The sequence below is a fragment of the Pseudomonas sp. FG29 genome (genome assembly GCF_057809355.1).
Genome location: NZ_JBMDJU010000006.1, coordinates 108,503 through 126,946, shown reverse-complemented (window position 1 = coordinate 126,946; position 18,444 = coordinate 108,503). Strand labels below are relative to the sequence as shown.

Here is an 18,444-nt window from a genome sequence, read left to right as displayed (position 1 = left end):
ATGAGATTTTTAAGCCAAAAAATGCGCTCGAAAAACAATCCATTTCCCAGCTATGCTTCGAGGCACGCGTCCACCAGCCCCTCATACACGGGCCGAACCCGGAAGGAACATCATGAGCAGCTTGAGCAAGACCCTGGGGGTACTGGACCTGTTCGGCCCACAGCAACTGCAGCTGGATCCGGAAACCATCGCCGAGCGCATGGGGCTGTCGCGCGCCACGGTCTACCGCTACGTCAAGGATCTCTGCGAAGCCGGTCTACTGAGCCGCGTCGGCGCCGGCAGCTACGCCCTGGGCCCACGCATCATCGAGCTGGACTGGATGATGCGGCAGTACGACCCCATCCTCATCGCTGGCCGCGAACCCATGCAGCGCCTGGCCGAGGAAACCGGTCTGGCGGTGTTCGCCAGCGTTTTCTACGACGGCCACATCATCAACACCTACATCACCGACCCCAATGAGCAGTACCACTTCTCCTTCGGGCGTGGTCATCCCCTGCCGCTGTTTCGCGGCGCGCAATCGAAGGTGCTGGTGGCCTACCAGAAGGGCCGGCGCCTGCTGAAGCTGTTCGAGGAGCAAATCTCCAAGGATCCCAACAACCCCTACAGCAGCCGCAGCTGGTCGGAGTTCGCTCGCGCAGCGAAGAAGATCCGCAAGGATGGCTACTGCATCACCCATGACGAACTGAACCTGGGGCTCACCGGCATCGCCGCGCCGATCATGCTCACGGATGGTAAGGAAGTGGTTGGCAGCGTCTCGGCGGTAGGCAGTAGCGACACCTTCAAGCTGCTGCGCCAGGAACGGGTAATCGACCTGGTGATACAGACCACGCAACGTATCGCGAGCAATATGCAGATGCCCTGAAGACGCCTAGCGGCGCGCCAGGTACTTGCTCAGCATGAAGAACACCACCACCGCGAGCACGCCGACCATGGCTGCAGAGCTCAGCAGCAAGATCGAGTGGGTGGCCGAGAAGGCAGTCTTCGCGGCCTCGATCAGGGCTTGAGCCTGCGGCTCGGCCAAATCCCTGGCGACCAGATAACTGTCACCGATGGAACGTGCCGCACGTTCAGCCAGCGGCGCAGCCAATTCGGGGTCGAGCACAATGCTGTAGCGAAACACGCTGCTCATGAATACGCCGAAAAAGGTGATCCCCAGCCCGGTGCCCAACTCGTAGGCGGTCGCCTCCAAAGCGCCCGCCGCACCACCCTTGCTGGCCTCCACCGCGCCCATGATGGCGATGGACGAGGCGGTCAGGCCGATGCTCAGCGCCAGCCCCAGCACGGCGAGCACCACCGGCACGCTGACGCCCGGCTCATGCAGATCGGCGAACGCCACGAAACCCAGGGCGCCTGCGGAAACCAGCAGCGACAGGCTGGCCACCGCCCGCAGGCCGAAGCGGTTGGACAGGTAGCCGGCCAGCGGCCCGCCGACCGCCGCCGCGGCCATGATCGGAATCATGAAGATGCCGGCCTCAAGCGGTGACTTGTCGAGCACGTACTGCAGCTCCATCGCCAGGGTCAGCTCCACGCCAGCCAGGGCACCGATCGCGACCACCGCCATGATCAGCCCGGCCAGCAGCACCGGGCGGCCGAACAGCGACAGATCGAGCATCGGCTCGGCCGAGCGCAACTGCTGGCGGGTAAATAGGGTCAGCAACGCCAAGCCGACGAGCAGCACCAGCAGGGCCACCGGCAGCGGCTGGGTACCGCCGACGCCGGCCTTGAGGGCGTAGACCACGCTGATGATGCCGGCGATCAGGATCAGCGCCTGGCCGATGGCCCATTTGCCCGGCGTGGTCTCCTCGACGCGGGGCAGCAGTGCGAAGGCCACCGGAATCACCACCGCCATCACCGGCACGTTGATCAGAAACACCGAGCCCCACCAGAAATGCTCGAGCAGCGCGCCGCCCACCAGCGGCCCCACCGCTGCGCCAGCGGCGCCAACGGTGCCCCACAGGCCGAGCGCCATGGCCCGTTCGCGTTCATCCTCGAAGGTACGGCGGATGATGCCCAGCACGCAGGGCATGATCATCGATCCGCCAAGGGCCAGCAGTATTCGTGCGGCGATCAGCAGAGTCGGTGTGGGTGCGAAGGCTGCCAGCGTCGACGCCACGCCGAACACGCCGAGCCCGGCGAGCAGAATTCGCCGGTTGCCCACCCGGTCGGCCAGGGTGCCCATGGGCACCAACAGGCCGGCCATCAGCAGCGGGTAGATGTCGATGATCCACAGGATCTCCGTGCTCGTGGCGCCGAGCGCCTGGGTCAGCGACGGCACGGCGATATGCAGGATGGTCATGTCGATGACGATGGGCATGAAGGCCAGCATCACGGCGACGAGAATCAACCAGCGTTTGGGTACGGCACGCAACATGACTACTGCTCTCGATGATCGGCGTTGGCCACGGGGTCGTTCGCGGCGGTGATGATAGTACGTTCACGCAGGCCGCCGCCCAGCGCCTTGTACAAGGCCACGCTATTGACCGCTGCGTCGCGGCGCAGCTCCAGCAGGCTCTGCTGGGCGGCGTACAACCCACGCTGGGCGTCGAGCAGCTCCAGGCGACCATCGACGCCGGCCTGATAGCGCAGGCCGGACAGCGCCATCCGGCGCTGGGCGCTGGCCACCACACGGGTTTGCGCCTCGATCTGCCCATCCAGGGTGGCCGCGCCCGCCAGGGCATCGGCCACTTCGCGGAAGGCAACCTGAATGGCGCGCTCGTACTGAACCACCGCCTCGGACTTGCGTACCTTGGCCAGGCGCAGTTCGGCGCGCAGCCGCCCGGCCTGGAACAACGGTTGGGAGATCTGCGGGGCGAAGCGCCACACCTGGCGGCTCGGGTCGAACAGGCTGCCCAGCGAGGTGCTGGCATAGCCGAACGAGGCGGTCAGCGACACCTGCGGGAAGAACGCCGCCCGCGCCGCGCCGATATCGGCATTGGCGGCACTGAGGGTCTGTTCGGCCTGGCGAATGTCCGGACGCACCAGCAGCATGTCCGACTGCAGGCCAGCCGGCAGCCGCGCCACCAGCGGTTGCCGGGCGAGTTCCCGCACCGCGGGCAAGTCAGCCGGCAGCGCTTCACCGACCAGCAACTGCAGGGCATTGCCGGCCTGGACATAGGCCCGCTGGCGCGCCTGCAGATCGGCCTCGGCACTGGCCACCTGACCTTCGGCCTGGGCGACATCCAGGCCGCTGTTCTGCTTGGCGTCCTGCAGCAGGCGCGCAAGCTTCAGAGACTGCTGCCAGTCCTTGAGGGTGCGCTGCGCCAGCTGACGCTGCTCGTCGGCCAGCTGGCGAGCGAAGTAGGCGTCGGCCACCGCCCCGATCAGGCTGATCTGCGCCGCATCGCGGCCCTGCTCGCTGGCCAGGTAACGGGCCAGCGCCGCATCTGAAAGTGAGCGCACGCGACCGAACAAATCCAGCTCGAAGGCGCTGACGCCGACATTCACGGTGACCTGGTTGCTCACCTCGCGTCGCGACTCACCGCTGTTGCCCTGCGCCAGGGCGCGCTCGCGGGTGCGGCTGGCATCCAGGGACACCGACGGCAGACGGGTGGACTGCTGGATGTTGAACATCGCGCGCGCAGCGTCGACGTTCAATGCCGCCAGACGCAGATCGCGGTTGTGCGCCAGGGCCAGCTCGATCAGGCGCTGCAACTGCGGGTCGGCGAACATCGTGCGCCAGCCCATTTCGCTGGCAGGAACGGCGGCGCCCTGCAGCGCAGCAGCCTCTGGAAAGCTGGCCGGCACCGGCGGCGCCGGGCGCTCCAGTTCGGGCGTCATGGAACAGGCCGACAAACCGGTGACCAGGGCGACTACCAGAAAACAACGCATGATCATTGCTCCTCACCAGGCTGCGGCACTGCGGCGGTGCGCTGTGCGCGCCAAGCCTGGAAGCGTTCCTGCAGCCCCATCACGAACACGAAGAACGACGGCACGAAGAACACCGCCAGCAGGGTGCCGCTGAGCATGCCGCCGAACACGCCGGTGCCGATGGCGTGCTGGGTCTCGGCGCTGGCGCCGGCGGCGAGCATCAACGGCACCACCCCCAGGGTGAAGGCCAGCGAGGTCATCAGAATCGGGCGCAGGCGCAGTCGCGCGGCGGTCACCGCGGCGTCCACCAGCGAGCGACCTTCGCCATGCAGCTGACGGGCGAACTCGACGATCAGGATGGCGTTCTTCGCCGACAGGCCGATGATGGTGATCATCCCCACCTTGAAGAACACGTCGTTGGGCAGGCCGCGCAGCATCACCGCCGCCACCGCGCCGAGTAGACCGAGGGGCACCACCAGCATCACCGACAACGGAATCGACCAGCTCTCGTACAACGCCGCCAGCACCAGGAACACCACCAGCGCCGAGAGCACCATGAGCATCGGTGCCTGGGCCGCCGACTGGCGCTCCTGCAGTGATTGGCCCGTCCAGGCCACCGCATAGCCCTGAGGCAACTCGGTGACCAGGCGTTCCATCTCGGCCATTGCCGCGCCGCTGGAAACGCCAGGCGCCGCACCGCCGGCAATGCGTACCGCCGGGAAGCCCTGGAAGCGCATCATCTGCTGCGGCGACTCGCTCCACACCGGCGTCACCACTTCGCGCAGCGGCACCATGCCGCCGCTGGTGTTGCGCACGCGCAGATTGAGCACATCGTCGAGCTGCATGCGCGCCGGGGCGTCGGCCTGCAGAATCACCTGCTGCATGCGCCCGGCATTGGGGAAGTCGTTGACGTACTGCGAGCCCATGGCCGCTGACAGCGTGCTGCTCACCGCCGCGAACGACAGGCCCATGGCCTCGGCCTTCTGGCGGTCGATGTTCAGGCGAATGCTCTCGCCCGGCGGCAGACCATCGGGATAAACGTCGCTGACCACCTTGCTCTGTCCGGCCAGCTCCAGCAGCTGCGCCTGGGCCTTGAGCAACTCGGCTTCGCCACGGTTGCCACGATCCTGCAGAAATAGCGTGAAGCCCGACGAGGTACCCAGCTCGTCGATGGCCGGCGGCATCAGGCTCATCACCGTGCCTTCCACGTTATCGGCCATGGCCTCCTGGGCCAGCGTCGCCTCCTCGGCGGCAGTGGCGCCGTGGCGCTGATCCCAGTCCTTGAGCATGGTGAAGGCCATGGCTGCGTTGGTGCCGGAACCAGAGAAGCTGAAGCCCTGCACCACCAGGTTGGTGTCCAGCGCCGGACGTGTGGCCACGTGGGCCTCGAAGCGCTTGACCACATCCAGGGTGCGTTCGCTGGTGGCGCCCGTCGGCAACTGGATGGAGGTCATGAAATAGCCCTGATCCTCTTCCGGCAGGAACGACGATGGCAACTGCTGACCGGCGGCGGCCAGCACGCCGCAGAGCAGCATGAACACCACCATCATACTTCCGCTGCGCCCGACCAGCCGGCTGACACGTCCGGTGTAGCGCTCGGTCAGCCGCTCGAAGCCGCGGTTGAAGGCGCCGAAGAAACCGCGTTTCTCATGGTGATCGGCACTCACCGGTCGCAACAGCGTGGCGCACAGCGCCGGCGTCAGGGTCAGGGCCAGGAACGCCGAGAACAGGATCGACACCGCCATCGACAGGGTGAACTGCTGGTAGATCACCCCCACCGAGCCGCTGGCGAAGGCCATGGGAATGAACACCGCGGTGAGCACCAGGGTGATGCCGATCACCGCGCCGGTAATCTCCTTCATCGCCTGCAGGGTCGCCTCGCACGGCGACAGGCCGCGGGTGGCCATCAGGCGCTCGACGTTTTCGACCACCACGATGGCATCGTCGACGATGATGCCGATGGCCAGCACCATGCCGAACATGGTCAGCGAGTTGATCGAGAAGCCGGCCACCAGCATCACCGCAAAGGTGCCGAGCAGCGCAATCGGCGCGACGATGGCCGGAATCAGTGTGTAGCGCATGTTCTGCAGGAACAGGAACATCACCAGGAACACCAGCACCATGGCCTCGACCAGGGTGTAGATCACCTTCTCGATGGACACCTTCACGAACGGCGCGGTGTCGAACGGCACCGAATAACTCATGCCGGTGGGCATGCTCGGCGCCAGCTCAGCGAGCCGGTCACGCACAGCCTGAGCCGTGCGCACGGCGTTGGCACCCGGCGACAGCTGGATCGCCGCGCTGGTCGCCGACACACCGTTCTCGCGGTTGGAAAATCCGTAGGACTGCGCGCCCAGCTCGACCCGCGCCACGTCGCCGATGGTCACCCGCGAGCCGTCGGCGCTGGCGCGCAGCACCACTGCGGCGAATTGCTCGGGCGTTTCCAGCTGGCCTTCGACGGTCAGCGGCACGGCCAGCCGCTGCCCCGGCAATGCCGGCTCATCACCGAGCCGACCGGGGGCAATCTGCGCGTTCTGCTGCTCGATGGCTTGGGACAGATCCCCTATGGTCAGGCCGAAGGCGTTCAGCTTGCTGGGGTCGACCCAGATGCGCAGCGCCTGCTCGGCGCCGAACAACTGCACGCGGCCGACGCCCTCGATGCGGCGCAGCTCCGGCACGATATTGCGCGCCAGGTAGTCGCCCAGCATGACCTCGTCGAACTGGCCGTCCGGCGAGGTCATGCCGATCATCATCAGAAAGCCCGAGGCGGCGGATTCCACCTGCAGACCGCTCTGGCGCACCACCTGGGGCAGCCGCGATTCGACCGCCTTGATGCGGTTCTGCACGTCCACCTGGGCCAGTTCGGGATCGGTGCCCGGCTTGAAGGTGGCGGTGATCTGCGCGCTACCCGAGGTGTCCACCGAGGACTCGAAGTACAGCAGGTTCTTGACCCCGGACAGCTCGCGTTCGACCAGGCTGACCACCGAATCGTTGAGGGTCTTGGGCGTAGCGCCTGGGTAGGTGGCGTACAGCGCTACCGACGGCGGCGCCACCGAGGGGTAGCGGGCGATCGGCAGTTGGGGAATGGCGATTGAGCCTAACAGCACGATGAACAGGGCGATCACCCAGGCGAACACCGGACGGTTGATGAAGAACTGTGGCATTTGAGTTTTCTCCCGATCAGCGCGCGGACGAGCTGGCCAGCTCGCTCGCGGTGCCGGCTTGCCACAGCCGCGCCTTGACCGGCGCGCCCTCGGCCAGCCGATCGAGGCCTTCGATCACTACCCGCTGGCCGGCGCTGAGGCCGCTGACGATGCGATAACGACGCCCCACCAGCTCACCAAGCTCGACCGACACGCGCTGCACCTGCTCGCCTTCGCCCAGAATCCATACGCTGGCCTGGCCGTCACGGCGCAACACCGCCTGTTGCGGCACACTCAGGGCATCGGTGTAGTGTGCCCGCGGCACCCGCGCCAGCACGTACATGCCGGGCAGCAGCTGGCGGTTGGGGTTGTCGACCTGTACACGCAGCAACACGTTGCCGGTGCCGGCATCCACGCTGATGCCGGAGAACAGGATCCTGCCGCTCAGCCCATAGGCCTTGCCGCTGCTGTCGAGGATCTGCACGGGCACGCCGTCGGCGCCAGGGGCCAGCCGGTTGCCCAGGGCATGGCGCCAGCGTTCCAGACTGGTGGCCGACTCGCGCACGTCGACATACACCTGATCGATCTGCTGCACGGTGGCCATGGGCGTGGTGTCGGTGGTCGAGACCAGGGCACCTTCGGAGACCTGCGCCTGGTCGACACGACCGGAAATCGGTGCGCTGACGGTGGCGTACTTCAGATCCAGACGCTTGCGCGCCAGCGTCGCCTCGGCCTGGGCGACGTCGGCGGCGGCCTGCTCGCGCTGGGAGGCGGCGTCATCAAAAGTCTGTTGGCTGACCGCTTCGGCGCTCACCAGCGGTTGCAGGCGCTCGACCTGGATGCGCGCGCGGGCCAGCACGGCCTGGGCACGCTTGAGGGCGGCCGCCGCGTTTTGCACCTCGGCCTTGAACGGCGCGGCATCGATCTCGAACAGCGCAGCGCCAGCCTGGATGTCGGCACCTTGCTCGAACAGCCGGCGCTGCACGATACCGCCGACCTGCGGACGAATCTCGGCGGTTCTGAACGCCGCGACACGAGCAGGCAAATCCTCACTGACCTCCAGGGTCTGCGGTGTCAGCGTCATGACCGACACCTGCACGGGTTCCGGCTGTGCCTCCTGCTGCGGCGCATCACAACCTGCCAGTCCCAACACGGCAAGCACTGCGAGCACACTGCCCAGATGCCGTTGTTTGCTGCCCATAACCCACTCCTCACTGAACACTGCAGCCCGACACCTGATGCAGGCCGGGAACTGATCGAAGCGGCAGTCTGAAGCGAGGCTATTGCGAATGATTCGAGGCTTTGTGGAGAAAGCATGGAGGCCGCGATAACATTCAGCGCCATCGTCTGCGAGCCTGCCCATGTTCGATCCCCACGCACGCACCAGCTCCGCCTCCTCCGCTCCGGCACTGGTGCTGATCGCCGAGGACGAAGCCGAGATCGCCGACATCCTCATCGCCTACCTGCAACGCAGCGGCCTGCGCACCCAGCACGCCAGCGACGGTCAGCAGGCCCTGGCACTGCACCAATCGCTCAAGCCGGATCTGCTGCTGCTCGACGTGCAGATGCCTGTGCTCGATGGCTGGAAGGTGCTCAGCGAAATCCGTTCCCGTGGCGATACCCCGGTGATCATGCTCACCGCCCTCGACCAGGACATCGACAAGCTGATGGGGCTGCGCCTGGGCGCCGACGACTACGTGGTCAAACCCTTCAATCCAGCCGAAGTGGTAGCGCGGGTACAGGCCGTACTGCGGCGCACACGAGCGAGTGCACCGACCGCCACGCAGGTGCTGCGCGTCGGCGCTTTCCAGATCGACCTGGACAGCCATGAGGCCAGCGTACTTCGTGATGGCCAGACGCAGACGCTGGATCTGACCCTGACCGAATTCAAGCTGCTGGCCTGCCTGATGCGCGCACCGAAACGAGCATTCAGCCGCGCCGAACTGCTGGAGAGTTGCCTGCCCGAAGGCGATACGCTCGAACGCACCGTGGACAGCCACGTCAGCAAGTTGCGCAAAAAACTCGAAGCCCTCGATATCCAGGGCGTACCCGCCAGCGTCTGGGGCGTGGGTTATCGCTTCGGCGCCGAGCCATGAAGCCGACTCCGGGCCTGCGCCGGCAATTCATTCAGTCCCTGGCGGTGATGGCGCTGGGCATCATCTTCATCGCGGTGTTCGGTTCCTATGTGTTCTACGCGATCGCGATGGCCTACCTGCCGGGCAGCATCTCCGAAACCTGGATGCCTTCGCGGGTGGAGATGCTCTGGATCGGCTGCACCATCGCCGCGGCACTGGCGCTGTCTGTGTTCGTTGCCATTCGCCTGTCACGGCGCCTGATCACTCCGTTGAACTCGGTGGCGCACAGCCTGCGCGAAGTCGCCCAGGGCAAGCTCGACGCGCGCGCTCCCCTGGACGAACAGGCCATGGGCGAAACTGCGCAACTGGTGCGCGACTTCAATGCGATGGCCGAACGCCTGCAGGGCATGACCCGCGAACGCGAGTTCTGGAACGCCGCCATCGCCCACGAATTGCGCACCCCGGTGACCATCCTGCGCGGCCGTCTGCAGGGCCTGGCCGAAGGCGTGTTCAGCCCCAGCAGCGAGCTGTTCGAAGGTCTGCTGCGCCAGGTGGAAGGCCTCAGTTGTCTGATCGAGGATCTGCGCGTGCTGAGCCTCAATGACAGTGGCCATCTGGAGGTGCAGCGGGTCAGCGTCCGCCTCGCCGATGAGCTGGGCACCGTACTGCAGGCCTTCGCCACGCCACTGGCGGAGAGAGGCTTTGCCCTGCACCGGGAACTGGACGCCAAGCTGGAGGTGGAATGCGACGCCGTGCGCATCCGCCAGGCGCTGATGGCACTACTGGAAAACGCCCTGCGTCATGCCGATCCGGGCAATCTGCGAGTGCGCCTGGAGCAGGCCGGCGGCGAGTGCCAGTTGAGCGTGGAAGATGACGGCCCCGGCATCGACAGCGCCCTGGCCACCGATATCTTCGATGCCTTCCGCCGTGGCGACCCGTCGCGCTCGCGCAAGAGCGGCGGCAGTGGCCTGGGCCTGGCAGTGGTCAAGGCCATCGCCGAAGCCCATGGCGGGCAGGCGTACTGCAAGGCGTCAGCGAACGGTGGCAGCCGCTTCGTCTTGAGCTGGCCGCTGCGACCATAAAAACAGCCGCCCGAAGGCGGCTGCGTGACACGCGACTAGAGCGTGGTTAGGAGCAAAGCACGGTCACGCCAAGAGGGTATCGCTCACGTCAGAACGGCACGATGACCATCAGCTGACTGTAAACGTTGGTGCCGTTGCCACCGACCTGATTGCCACCGTTATCCGAACTCTTCTTCGGCTGATACAACCCCACCAACGGGCTGATGATCAGGTGTTCGCTGACCGCCCACTCGGCATACAGATCCAGCTCGCGGGCATCCAGGTTGAGCGCATCGCGGTCATGCAGCGTGCTGTAGTCGAAGTACAACGCCCCCAGGGTGACGCCCTCCATCGGTGACGCCTTCAGGGCAACATGATGAATGCCGGTATTACTGTTGAAAGGGCCGGAATAGTTGGACGCCACTTCGCCCTGCAGCCAGGTGCCATAACCGGTGCTCAGGCCGGTGAACAGCGAATCCCAGCCACCCGAGTAACGGGTATAGCGATAGGTCAGGTTCGGCGACCAGGGCGCGTCGGCGAAGGTATAGCCAGCCTCGGCGTACCAGGCCTTCTCAACGCCGGTATCGACGTCCTGCCAGGCATATTCGAAGGCAAAATTGGCATTCTCGATGCCGGCATTGCCTTCACCACGGATGCTGTAGACGTCGAGGTTGTCACGCTCGCTCTGGATCGGTGTGGCCCAACGCTGGTTGACGTCCAGACCATGCACCCAGGTCAGCCCCAGAGTGCCGGCGTCGGTGGTGTAATCCAGGGTACCAGCGGCCAGTTCGGTTTCGGCCTGGGCGCGGTTATCGGACTTGAGCCAGACCACCGAGCCATGCAGACCCTCCTCGCCGCCCAGGCGCAGCACGGCGGTGCGATCGAAGGCATGGCGCGCCGCGATGTAGTAGGCGCCGCCGCGATTGAGGTCACCGTCGGCCGGGCCCTTGCCCAGGTTCGGGCCATCGTCGTTGATCAAAAATCCACGCCCCAGCTTGACCACCTGACGACCAGCGGAGAAGTCCACGCCATCCTTGCCCAACGCGGGGAACAGATCCCCCGAGCGCCAGCCCAGATAGGCATCCTCGATCTTGGTGGTGCGCTCGGTGCCCAGGGTATTGCCAGCCGGGTCGCCATCACCCCAGGTGCCGGAGCTGACCAGGTTGAACGCACCATACAGACTACCGGCACTGCCCAGGCCCTGCTGACCGCTGAGGCCATACTTGATGAAGCCCTCACGCCAGGTGGAGCCACCGGTGGTGCCATCGTAGTTCTTGCGGCTATTCATCATGCCGAATACGGCCAGTACGTCAGCATTCAGTTGGGTGTCTTCATCGGCGTACAGTTCGTAGGCCTGAACCTGTCCGGATAATGCCGCCGTAACGGCTAGGGTTAGAACCAGCTTGCTGCTATGTCGTAGGTTCATCTTCATTGAGCTCCTCGGTGCTTGTGCAGTCGTTCTTATTGGTTTTTCGGGAGGGAATGGATGCCCGCGCCGAAAGACGCGGGCTGGCAGCTTCAATGCGTGGTCAGGGCGCTGCTCAGCGCGTCGACGATAAGGTCAGCCTCACCGCTGGTCAGGGTCAGAGGCGGGGAGATGATGATCTTGTTACCTACCGGGCGAACCAGCACACCCAGTGCACGCGCCGCTTCGGCGATGCGCGAGGCCTGGCCCGACGCTGGGTCGAGCGGCTGACGGGTACGTTTGTCGGCGACCAGATCGAGGGCGATCATCAGGCCCTTGCCGCGCACTTCACCGACCACATCAAACTGCTCGCTCAACGGCTTGAGGCCCGCGATCAGGTGCGCACCAACCTTGGCCGCGTTGCCTGGCAGATCTTCCCGCTCGACGATGTCCAGCACCGCCAGGGCGGCTGCGCAGGCGGTCGGATGGCCGCTGTAGGTATAGCCGTGCATGATCACGTTGGCGAAGCCGGGCGCGTTCTCGATGGCATCGACGATGCGCTGGTTGAACACGGTGGCGCCCAATGGGATGTAGCCGGCGGAAATACCCTTGGCCAGGCACAGGATGTCCGGCGCCACGCCCCAGCCACGGCTGCCGAGCATGCAGCCGCTGCGGCCGAAGCCGGTGACCACTTCGTCGGCGATCAGCAGGATGTCGTGGCGGTCGCAGACTTCACGCAGGCGCGGCCAGTAGGCCGACGGCGGTACGATAACCCCGCCTGCGCCCTGCACCGGCTCGGCGATAAAGGCGGCGATGGTGCCGGCGCCGAGGAAGGCGATCTGCTCTTCCAGTTGGCGAATGCAATGCTCGACCAGTTGCTCGGCATCGTTGCACTCCCAGGGGTTGCGGTACAGCCAGGGGGTGTCGAGCAGGTGGCAGCCAGCGAGCAGTTGGCCGTGGTTGTAGTGGTAGACGCCGTTGCCGCCAACCGAGGTGCCGCCGACATGCACGCCGTGGTAGCCATTACGCAGCGAGAGGAAGCGGGTGCGGCCCGGCTGGCCAGAGGCGATCCAGTACTGGCGCGCCATCTTCAGCGCGGTTTCCACCGCATCGGAGCCGCCGGAGTTGAACAGCACACGGGCCATGTTCTCCTGGGCGAACATCGAGGTCAGGCGCTCGGCCAGGTCGAATACGCGCGGGTGAGCGATGCCGTCGAAGGTCTGGTAGTAGGCCAGCTCGTCGAGCTGGGCGGCGATGGCGGCTTTCACTTCCGGGCGGTTGTGGCCGACGTTGACGTTCCACAGGCCGCCAACGCCATCGAGCAGGCGGTTGCCGTCGATGTCGGTGATGTAGTTGCCGTCACCACGGGCGATGATCAGGGTCTTGGCACGATTGGCCGGCGCTGAGGCGCTCATCGGGTGCCAGAATTTCTTTTCCGCTGTCTTGTATTTCGCGTACATGGCTTCGCCCTGCGCTGCTTCGGGAGTTTCGCTGTGCTTGAACATGGCATTGGTCGACATGGGGATGATCCTCACTGCTGAGCCGCAGGCTTGCGGACGAACAACAGCTGCTGAGTGGTGAATTCCAGCAGCCCTTCCTGGCCGAACTCGACGCCGAAACCGGACATCTTGCAGCCGCCGAACGGGGTGTTGGGTTGAATCTGGGCGTGGCAGTTGACCCACGCCACGCCGCTTTCCAGGCGCGCCGCGACAGCATGCGCGGCAGCCGCATCCGGGCCCCACACCGAGCCGCCGAGGCCCATGGTGCTGGCGTTGGCGCGACGCAACGCGTCATCCACGTCGCGGTAGGCGATCAGTGGCAGCACCGGGCCGAACTGCTCCTCGTCCACCAGGCGGTGGCCGTCGCTGACGCCGGTGACGATGGTTGGCGGGTAGAAGAAGCCGGCCCTCGGCAGCGGCGAGCCGCCGCACAGCACCCGGCCGCCCTTGGCGCAAGCGTCGTCCACCAGCTCGGCCACCAGCCCCAGTTGTTCCGGGTTCTGCACCGGGCCAAAGGTGACGCCCTCCTCCAGGCCATCACCGACTACCTGGCGCCGGGCGATGGCGGCCAGCGCCTCGGCGAACGCCTGGTACTGCGACTCGTGAACGTAAAGCCGCTTGAGCGCGGCGCAGGTCTGGCCCATGTTGAGGAAGGCGGCCTGGAAGATGTCCTCGACTACAGCCTCGACCGACGTACCGGGCAGGACGATGGCGGCATCATTGCCACCCAGCTCCAGGGTCAGGCGCTTGAGGTTGCCGGCTGCGGCCTGCATCACGCGCTGGCCGGTCTCGGTGGAGCCGGTGAAGACGATCTTGTGGATGCCCGGATGGCTGGCGATGGCGCTGCCGAAGCCACGTTCGCCGGTGACGATGTTGATCACCCCGGCCGGCACGTGACGGGCGATGATTTCCACCAGGCGGATGGTGCTCAGCGGGGTCAGGCTCGAGGGCTTGCTGATCACGCAATTGCCCGCGCGCAGTGCCGGCATGATGTGCCAGATGGCAATCATGAACGGCCAGTTCCACGGAGTAATCGAGGCGACCACGCCGAGCGGTTTGCGGTGCAGTTCGACGCGCTGGGTCGGGGTGTCCTCGACCAGTTCCACCGGCAGTTCCTGGGAGGCGGCGTAGCGCGTCCAGGCAACCCCGCCCATGACTTCGGAGAACGCCAGCGCCAGCGGCTTGCCCTGCTCCATGACGATCAGCCGCGCCAGCTCGTCAGCTTCGCGTTCGATATCGGCTGCGATCAGTTGCAGGCGCTCGCAACGCTCGGCACAGGAGCTGCGGCCCCAGCTCGTGAAGGCGCGCTGGGCAGCCGCCACGGCCTGCTCCAGCTGCGCCACGCTGCCCGCCGGGCAATGCGCGAAAGCCGCACCGGTAGCCGGATTGATCACCTCGAAGGGGTCACCCTCGCCCGCTACCCGGGCACCGTCGATGAGCAGTTGATAGTCAGACATAGGAAGTCTCTCCCTGGTCGCCGGCGAGAGCGCTCGCACGGCGCATGGTGGTGTGAGGGATGGAGTGAATGCTCAGAGCTTGTGGCTGCCCAGCACGCGGAAGCGCTCGGGCGAAACGCGCCGTAGACGCGCCGCGAGCATGGTCCCGACGATCAGCGAAAGCGGAATCAGGATGCACAGCCCGTAGGAAATCAGCTTGCTCGAACCGGTCAGCACCTCGAAGTGGATCACCGCCAGCACCAGCACGAAGACCAGCGCGATACCGGAGAACGCAGGCAGAACGAAGCGGCGCACGATGCCCAGATTCAGTTCAGGATGCTTGTGGAAGTAAACCAGCACGGCCAGCGAGGTCAGCGCCATCAACAGGATCAGCGACAGCGCGGCCAGACTGGAGAACCAGGCGAACAGTTGCAGGATCGGGTCAGCACCGGCGGCAGCGAAGACCATCACCACCAGAGCTGCGATCAGGGTCTGCACGGCGGAACCGACGTGCGGGCTCTGGTGAATGTGATGAGTGGTGCCCAGCAGACCATGTAGCAGACCGTCACGACCGGTGGCGTAGAAGTAGCGCGCCGCCGAGTTGTGGAAGGCGAGCAGGCCGGCATAGATGCTGATCAGAAACAGCACGCGGATCACCTGAGTCAGCTCGGCGCCAACGAAGTGATCGGACAGGCCATAGATGAAGGTGGTCGGGTCTTCCAGCGATTGCAGCAGCGGCACGATCTTGTCGGAGCCGACGCCGACCACCATGGCCCAGATCGACAGCCCGTAGAAGCAGCCGATCAGCAGGACAGAGGCGTAAGTGGCGAAGGGAATCGCACGCTGCGGGTTCTTGGCTTCCTCGCCGTAGATGGTGGTGGCCTCGAAACCGATGAACGCAGCGAAACAGAACAGCAGGCCAATCGACGGGTTACCGCTGAATACGTGCTCGGGCTTGAAAGAATCGAGATTGATGCCGTGATCACCACCGCTGCGCAGAATGGCGATGTCCAGGGTGAGGATGGCCAGGTATTCCGCGACGACGATGAACGACAGCACACGAGCCGAGAGATCGATGTTGCGATACCCGAGGATGGCGATGCTGGCCATGGCCAACAGCGAATAGATCCACCACGGCAAATCGATGGCGAACACACTGGTCATGGTGCCGGCGGCTACCCCACCGAACATGCCATACAGGCCGACCTGCAGGATGTTGTAGGCGAACATCGCCAGCACCCCTGCCGCGCCCCCCGCCAGGCCGCCCAGGCCGCGCGCCGAGAAGGCGTAGAAGCCACCGGCATTGGTGACATGGCGCGCCATGGTGGTGTAACCGACCGAAAAGGCCAGCAGCACCAGCAAAGTCAGCCCCAGCAGTACCGGCGTACCGGCGCCGTTGCCGAGCATGATGCCGATAGGGAAACCACCCGCCAGCACGCTCAATGGGCTGGCCGCGGATACCACGAAGAAGATGATGAAACCGACGCTGAGGGCGCCACGCCGCAGCTCGTTGGAGCTGACAGCCGGACTCATGGATACGCTCATTTTCTTGACCTTGTTCTATGAGGCAGTCGTTGGAAGACCGGTGAGCAACTGGTGCCGCTCATGCCGACCAGCGAATCGTTGTTGTAGTCACGCTAGCGATTTCGATGCTAGGCCGATCCCCGACAAGGCGTTAGCCCAAATCGGCAGCATCGGAAGGCCCGCTCCGCAATGAGGCATGCACGTAAATGGAGCACACAAGGACACTGCCGATTTGGGCTAACGCCACCGCTTTCCCGCTTCCTATAGTGGCCACGACGCTGCGCAGCGGGAGCCACATCCCGCGAGCCCCGATAGAAGAACAACAAGCCGAGGCCCGACCCCATGATCCGAGGCAGCATCGTTGCCCTCGTTACCCCTATGAACGAAAGCGGCGCAATCGACTACGCCGCCATCGACCGCTTGGTCGACTTTCACCTGCGCGAAGGCAGCCACGGCATCGTTGCCGTCGGCACCACAGGTGAATGCGCGACGCTAGAGTTCAAGGAACACCTGAGCGTGGTCAGGCGCATCGTCGAGCGCGTCGCCGAACGCGTGCCGGTGATCGCCGGCACCGGCAGCAACAGCACCCGCGAAGCCATCGCCCTGACGGCAGCCGCTGCGGACATCGGTGCCGATGCCTGCCTGCTGGTCACGCCCTACTACGTACGGCCGACCCAGGAAGGCCTGTACCGCCACTTCAGCGAGATCGCTCAGGCCGTGGCCATCCCGCAGATTCTCTACAACGTGCCGGCACGCACCGCCTGCGACCTGCTGCCGGAAACGGTGGTCAGGCTCGCCGAGTTCGACAACATCATCGGTATCAAGGAGGCCACGGGTGATCTGGCCCGCGCCCAGGCGCTGCTGCCACTGACGCAGCAAGGGTTCGCCCTGTATTCGGGCGACGACGCCAGCGCTGCGGAATTCATGCTGCTGGGCGGCCAGGGCACCATCTCGGTAACGGCCAACGTCGCCCCGCGTGCCATGGCCAGGCTGTGCGATGCGGCGCTGGCCGGCGATGCCACACACGCACGTGCCCTGCAGCGCTATCTGCTGCCCCTGCATGCCGCACTGATGGCGCAGACCAATCCAATCGCCGTGAAGTGGGCTCTGCAGCGGATGCAGATGATCGGCGCCGGCATTCGCGCGCCATTGACCTGGCTCGACCAGACCCACCAGCCACTTCTGCAGCAAGCCATGGACGCCTGCCTCATCCCAGCGCAGCCCTGACAGCCCAGCCCGCGCACCACCCGGAGGTTCGATCATGTCTTTCGAGCGCATCAGCATTCAGTGGCGCATCAGCCTGCTCAGCGGCTGCTGCCTGCTTACCGTGGTCGCCGTGGTACTGGGCATTACCCTGTACCAGGCACATCGCAACGCCGAGCTGTTCAAGCGCGAAAGCACGCGCATCCTCGAAGAGTCGGCAAAGGCACGACTGGAAGCCAGTGCAGTGACGCAGAAACTGCATATCGAGCACTTCTTTCGCAGCATGCAGCTGTACGGTGACGGTATCGCCGGGCAGGTGCTGCAATTGCGCAAGCAGAACGCAAATGGTGCCGGTCCGGCCGGCACGCTGCGCCAGCAACTGGTCGCACTGATCCATAATGCCCTGCTCGCCAGCCCGAAGACGCTGGGCATCTATCTGGTGATGCAAGCCGACACGCTCGATGGACTGGACAGCGCCTTCATCGCCCAGGGGCCCTTATCGAGCAATGAAAAAGGCCGCTTTGCCCTGTACTGGTCGCAAAGCGAACCCGGCAAGCTGGTGCAGGCGACCCTGACCGAAGAGAACATCAACGACAACCAGGCGCCCGTCGACGCAGAGCCGCAGAACGCCTGGTACGTCTGCCCGATGCAAAGCGGCAAACCCTGTGTGGTTGAGCCCTACGCAGTCGAGGTGGAAGGCCACAACACGCTGATGAGCAGCCTGTCCATCCCGCTGCTCGACAACGGCCGGGTGATCGGCGTGCTGGGTTTCGATATCAGCCTGGCCACCCTGCAAGGCTTGACCGAAGCGCTCAGCGCCGAGCTGTATCAGGGCCAGAACGCCGTCTACATTCTCTCCGCCACGCAGTTGCTGGCCGGGCACAGCGCCCAGCCCGACAAGCTGGGCAGTCCGTTCGCCAGCGCGCCTGCCGCCGACAACGTGCAACTGAGCCAGGTGTTGCAACCCTTGGCCGATTCGCGGCCCTGGCACCTGCATATCGACATCCCCAACGCGCAATTGCACGCTCCTGCCCAACGCCTGCAGACGCAGATGGACAACGGTCAGCAGGATGCGCTGTGGCAGAGCCTGGGCCTCGGGCTCGGCGTCAGCCTGCTCGGCGTGCTGCTGCTCGGCCTCACGGCGCGCAGCATCAGCCGCCCACTGCAACGGGTGGCCGAGATGCTCGACGAACTGGTGGAGGGCGACGGCGATCTGACCCGGCGCCTGCCCAGGCAGCGCAGCGACGAATTGGGTCGGCTGGTCACCGGCTTCAATCGCTTTCTCGATCAC

Annotated in this window: 12 protein-coding genes and 1 pseudogene; 5 read left to right on the top strand and 8 right to left on the bottom strand. The window is 65.3% G+C overall.

Features of this window, described 5'->3' with window-relative positions; all coding sequences use genetic code 11:
- The first annotated feature begins 112 nt into the window (after positions 1-112).
- The gene (locus tag ACODS1_RS09390) at positions 113-862 is read left to right on the top strand and encodes an IclR family transcriptional regulator (protein WP_489085427.1); all 750 of its coding nucleotides are present in this window, start codon (positions 113-115) and stop codon (positions 860-862) included.
- A gap of 6 nt (positions 863-868) precedes the next feature.
- On the opposite strand, the gene ACODS1_RS09385 is transcribed toward ACODS1_RS09390, so the two are convergent.
- From ACODS1_RS09385 to ACODS1_RS09370, 4 genes are read right to left on the bottom strand one after another with little or no spacing between them, the layout of a single operon-like run.
- Complete coding sequence (locus ACODS1_RS09385; RefSeq protein ID WP_489085426.1) at positions 869-2,371, bottom strand: MFS transporter; 1,503 nt, start codon at positions 2,369-2,371, stop codon at positions 869-871.
- Positions 2,372-2,373: 2 nt separating this feature from the next.
- Positions 2,374-3,828 (bottom strand): efflux transporter outer membrane subunit, encoded by a 1,455-nt coding sequence (locus ACODS1_RS09380; protein ID WP_489085425.1) that lies wholly within the window; start codon positions 3,826-3,828, stop codon positions 2,374-2,376.
- Between the two features lie 2 nt (positions 3,829-3,830).
- Positions 3,831-6,971, bottom strand: coding sequence for a multidrug efflux RND transporter permease subunit (locus ACODS1_RS09375; RefSeq protein WP_489085424.1), 3,141 nt, complete (start codon positions 6,969-6,971; stop codon positions 3,831-3,833).
- Positions 6,972-6,987: 16 nt separating this feature from the next.
- The gene (locus ACODS1_RS09370; RefSeq protein WP_489085423.1) at positions 6,988-8,151 is read right to left on the bottom strand and encodes an efflux RND transporter periplasmic adaptor subunit; all 1,164 of its coding nucleotides are present in this window, start codon (positions 8,149-8,151) and stop codon (positions 6,988-6,990) included.
- A 160-nt stretch (positions 8,152-8,311) separates the two neighbouring features.
- On the opposite strand from ACODS1_RS09370, the gene ACODS1_RS09365 reads away from it, so the two are divergent.
- Entirely contained in the window at positions 8,312-9,046 is a 735-nt protein-coding gene (locus ACODS1_RS09365; RefSeq protein WP_489085422.1) for a response regulator, read from the top strand.
- Positions 9,043-10,107: an ATP-binding protein gene (locus ACODS1_RS09360; protein WP_489085421.1), complete on the top strand. Its 1,065-nt coding sequence runs from the start codon at positions 9,043-9,045 to the stop codon at positions 10,105-10,107. Before ACODS1_RS09365 ends, ACODS1_RS09360 begins: the two co-directional genes overlap by 4 nt.
- A gap of 88 nt (positions 10,108-10,195) precedes the next feature.
- Here the strand turns inward: ACODS1_RS09360 and ACODS1_RS09355 are convergent, their stop codons facing one another.
- The 4 genes from ACODS1_RS09355 to ACODS1_RS09340 all read right to left on the bottom strand — a co-directional run bounded on the left by ACODS1_RS09355 (position 10,196) and on the right by ACODS1_RS09340 (position 15,971).
- Entirely contained in the window at positions 10,196-11,512 is a 1,317-nt protein-coding gene (locus ACODS1_RS09355; protein ID WP_489085420.1) for an alginate export family protein, read from the bottom strand.
- Positions 11,513-11,604: 92 nt separating this feature from the next.
- The gene (locus ACODS1_RS09350) at positions 11,605-12,951 is read right to left on the bottom strand and encodes an aminotransferase class III-fold pyridoxal phosphate-dependent enzyme (protein ID WP_489085495.1); all 1,347 of its coding nucleotides are present in this window, start codon (positions 12,949-12,951) and stop codon (positions 11,605-11,607) included.
- Between the two features lie 71 nt (positions 12,952-13,022).
- Positions 13,023-14,447: an aldehyde dehydrogenase family protein gene (locus tag ACODS1_RS09345; RefSeq protein ID WP_489085419.1), complete on the bottom strand. Its 1,425-nt coding sequence runs from the start codon at positions 14,445-14,447 to the stop codon at positions 13,023-13,025.
- Positions 14,448-14,519: 72 nt separating this feature from the next.
- Entirely contained in the window at positions 14,520-15,971 is a 1,452-nt protein-coding gene (locus ACODS1_RS09340; protein ID WP_489085418.1) for an APC family permease, read from the bottom strand.
- 321 nt (positions 15,972-16,292) lie between these two features.
- Between ACODS1_RS09340 and dapA the strand changes: the two genes are divergently transcribed.
- Entirely contained in the window at positions 16,293-17,177 is an 885-nt protein-coding gene (gene dapA / locus ACODS1_RS09335) for a 4-hydroxy-tetrahydrodipicolinate synthase (RefSeq protein WP_489085417.1), read from the top strand.
- A 34-nt stretch (positions 17,178-17,211) separates the two neighbouring features.
- A pseudogene (locus ACODS1_RS09330) lies at positions 17,212-18,438 on the top strand (PDC sensor domain-containing protein); the annotation flags it as partial.
- Positions 18,439-18,444 lie beyond the last annotated feature (6 nt).

What these genes read in the sequence shown, in the direction of transcription:
- ACODS1_RS09365 (WP_489085422.1), top strand. Translation starts at nt 8,312, where the DNA reads ATGTTCGATCCCCACGCACGCACCAGCTCCGCCTCCTCCGCTCCGGCA.
- ACODS1_RS09360 (WP_489085421.1), top strand. Translation starts at nt 9,043, where the DNA reads ATGAAGCCGACTCCGGGCCTGCGCCGGCAATTCATTCAGTCCCTGGCG.
- ACODS1_RS09340 (WP_489085418.1), bottom strand. Translation starts at nt 15,971, where the DNA reads ATGAGCGTATCCATGAGTCCGGCTGTCAGCTCCAACGAGCTGCGGCGT.
- ACODS1_RS09380 (WP_489085425.1), bottom strand. Translation starts at nt 3,828, where the DNA reads ATGCGTTGTTTTCTGGTAGTCGCCCTGGTCACCGGTTTGTCGGCCTGT.
- ACODS1_RS09350 (WP_489085495.1), bottom strand. Translation starts at nt 12,951, where the DNA reads ATGTACGCGAAATACAAGACAGCGGAAAAGAAATTCTGGCACCCGATG.
- ACODS1_RS09355 (WP_489085420.1), bottom strand. Translation starts at nt 11,512, where the DNA reads ATGAACCTACGACATAGCAGCAAGCTGGTTCTAACCCTAGCCGTTACG.
- dapA (WP_489085417.1), top strand. Translation starts at nt 16,293, where the DNA reads ATGATCCGAGGCAGCATCGTTGCCCTCGTTACCCCTATGAACGAAAGC.
- ACODS1_RS09345 (WP_489085419.1), bottom strand. Translation starts at nt 14,447, where the DNA reads ATGTCTGACTATCAACTGCTCATCGACGGTGCCCGGGTAGCGGGCGAG.
- ACODS1_RS09385 (WP_489085426.1), bottom strand. Translation starts at nt 2,371, where the DNA reads ATGTTGCGTGCCGTACCCAAACGCTGGTTGATTCTCGTCGCCGTGATG.
- ACODS1_RS09390 (WP_489085427.1), top strand. Translation starts at nt 113, where the DNA reads ATGAGCAGCTTGAGCAAGACCCTGGGGGTACTGGACCTGTTCGGCCCA.
- ACODS1_RS09370 (WP_489085423.1), bottom strand. Translation starts at nt 8,151, where the DNA reads ATGGGCAGCAAACAACGGCATCTGGGCAGTGTGCTCGCAGTGCTTGCC.
- ACODS1_RS09375 (WP_489085424.1), bottom strand. Translation starts at nt 6,971, where the DNA reads ATGCCACAGTTCTTCATCAACCGTCCGGTGTTCGCCTGGGTGATCGCC.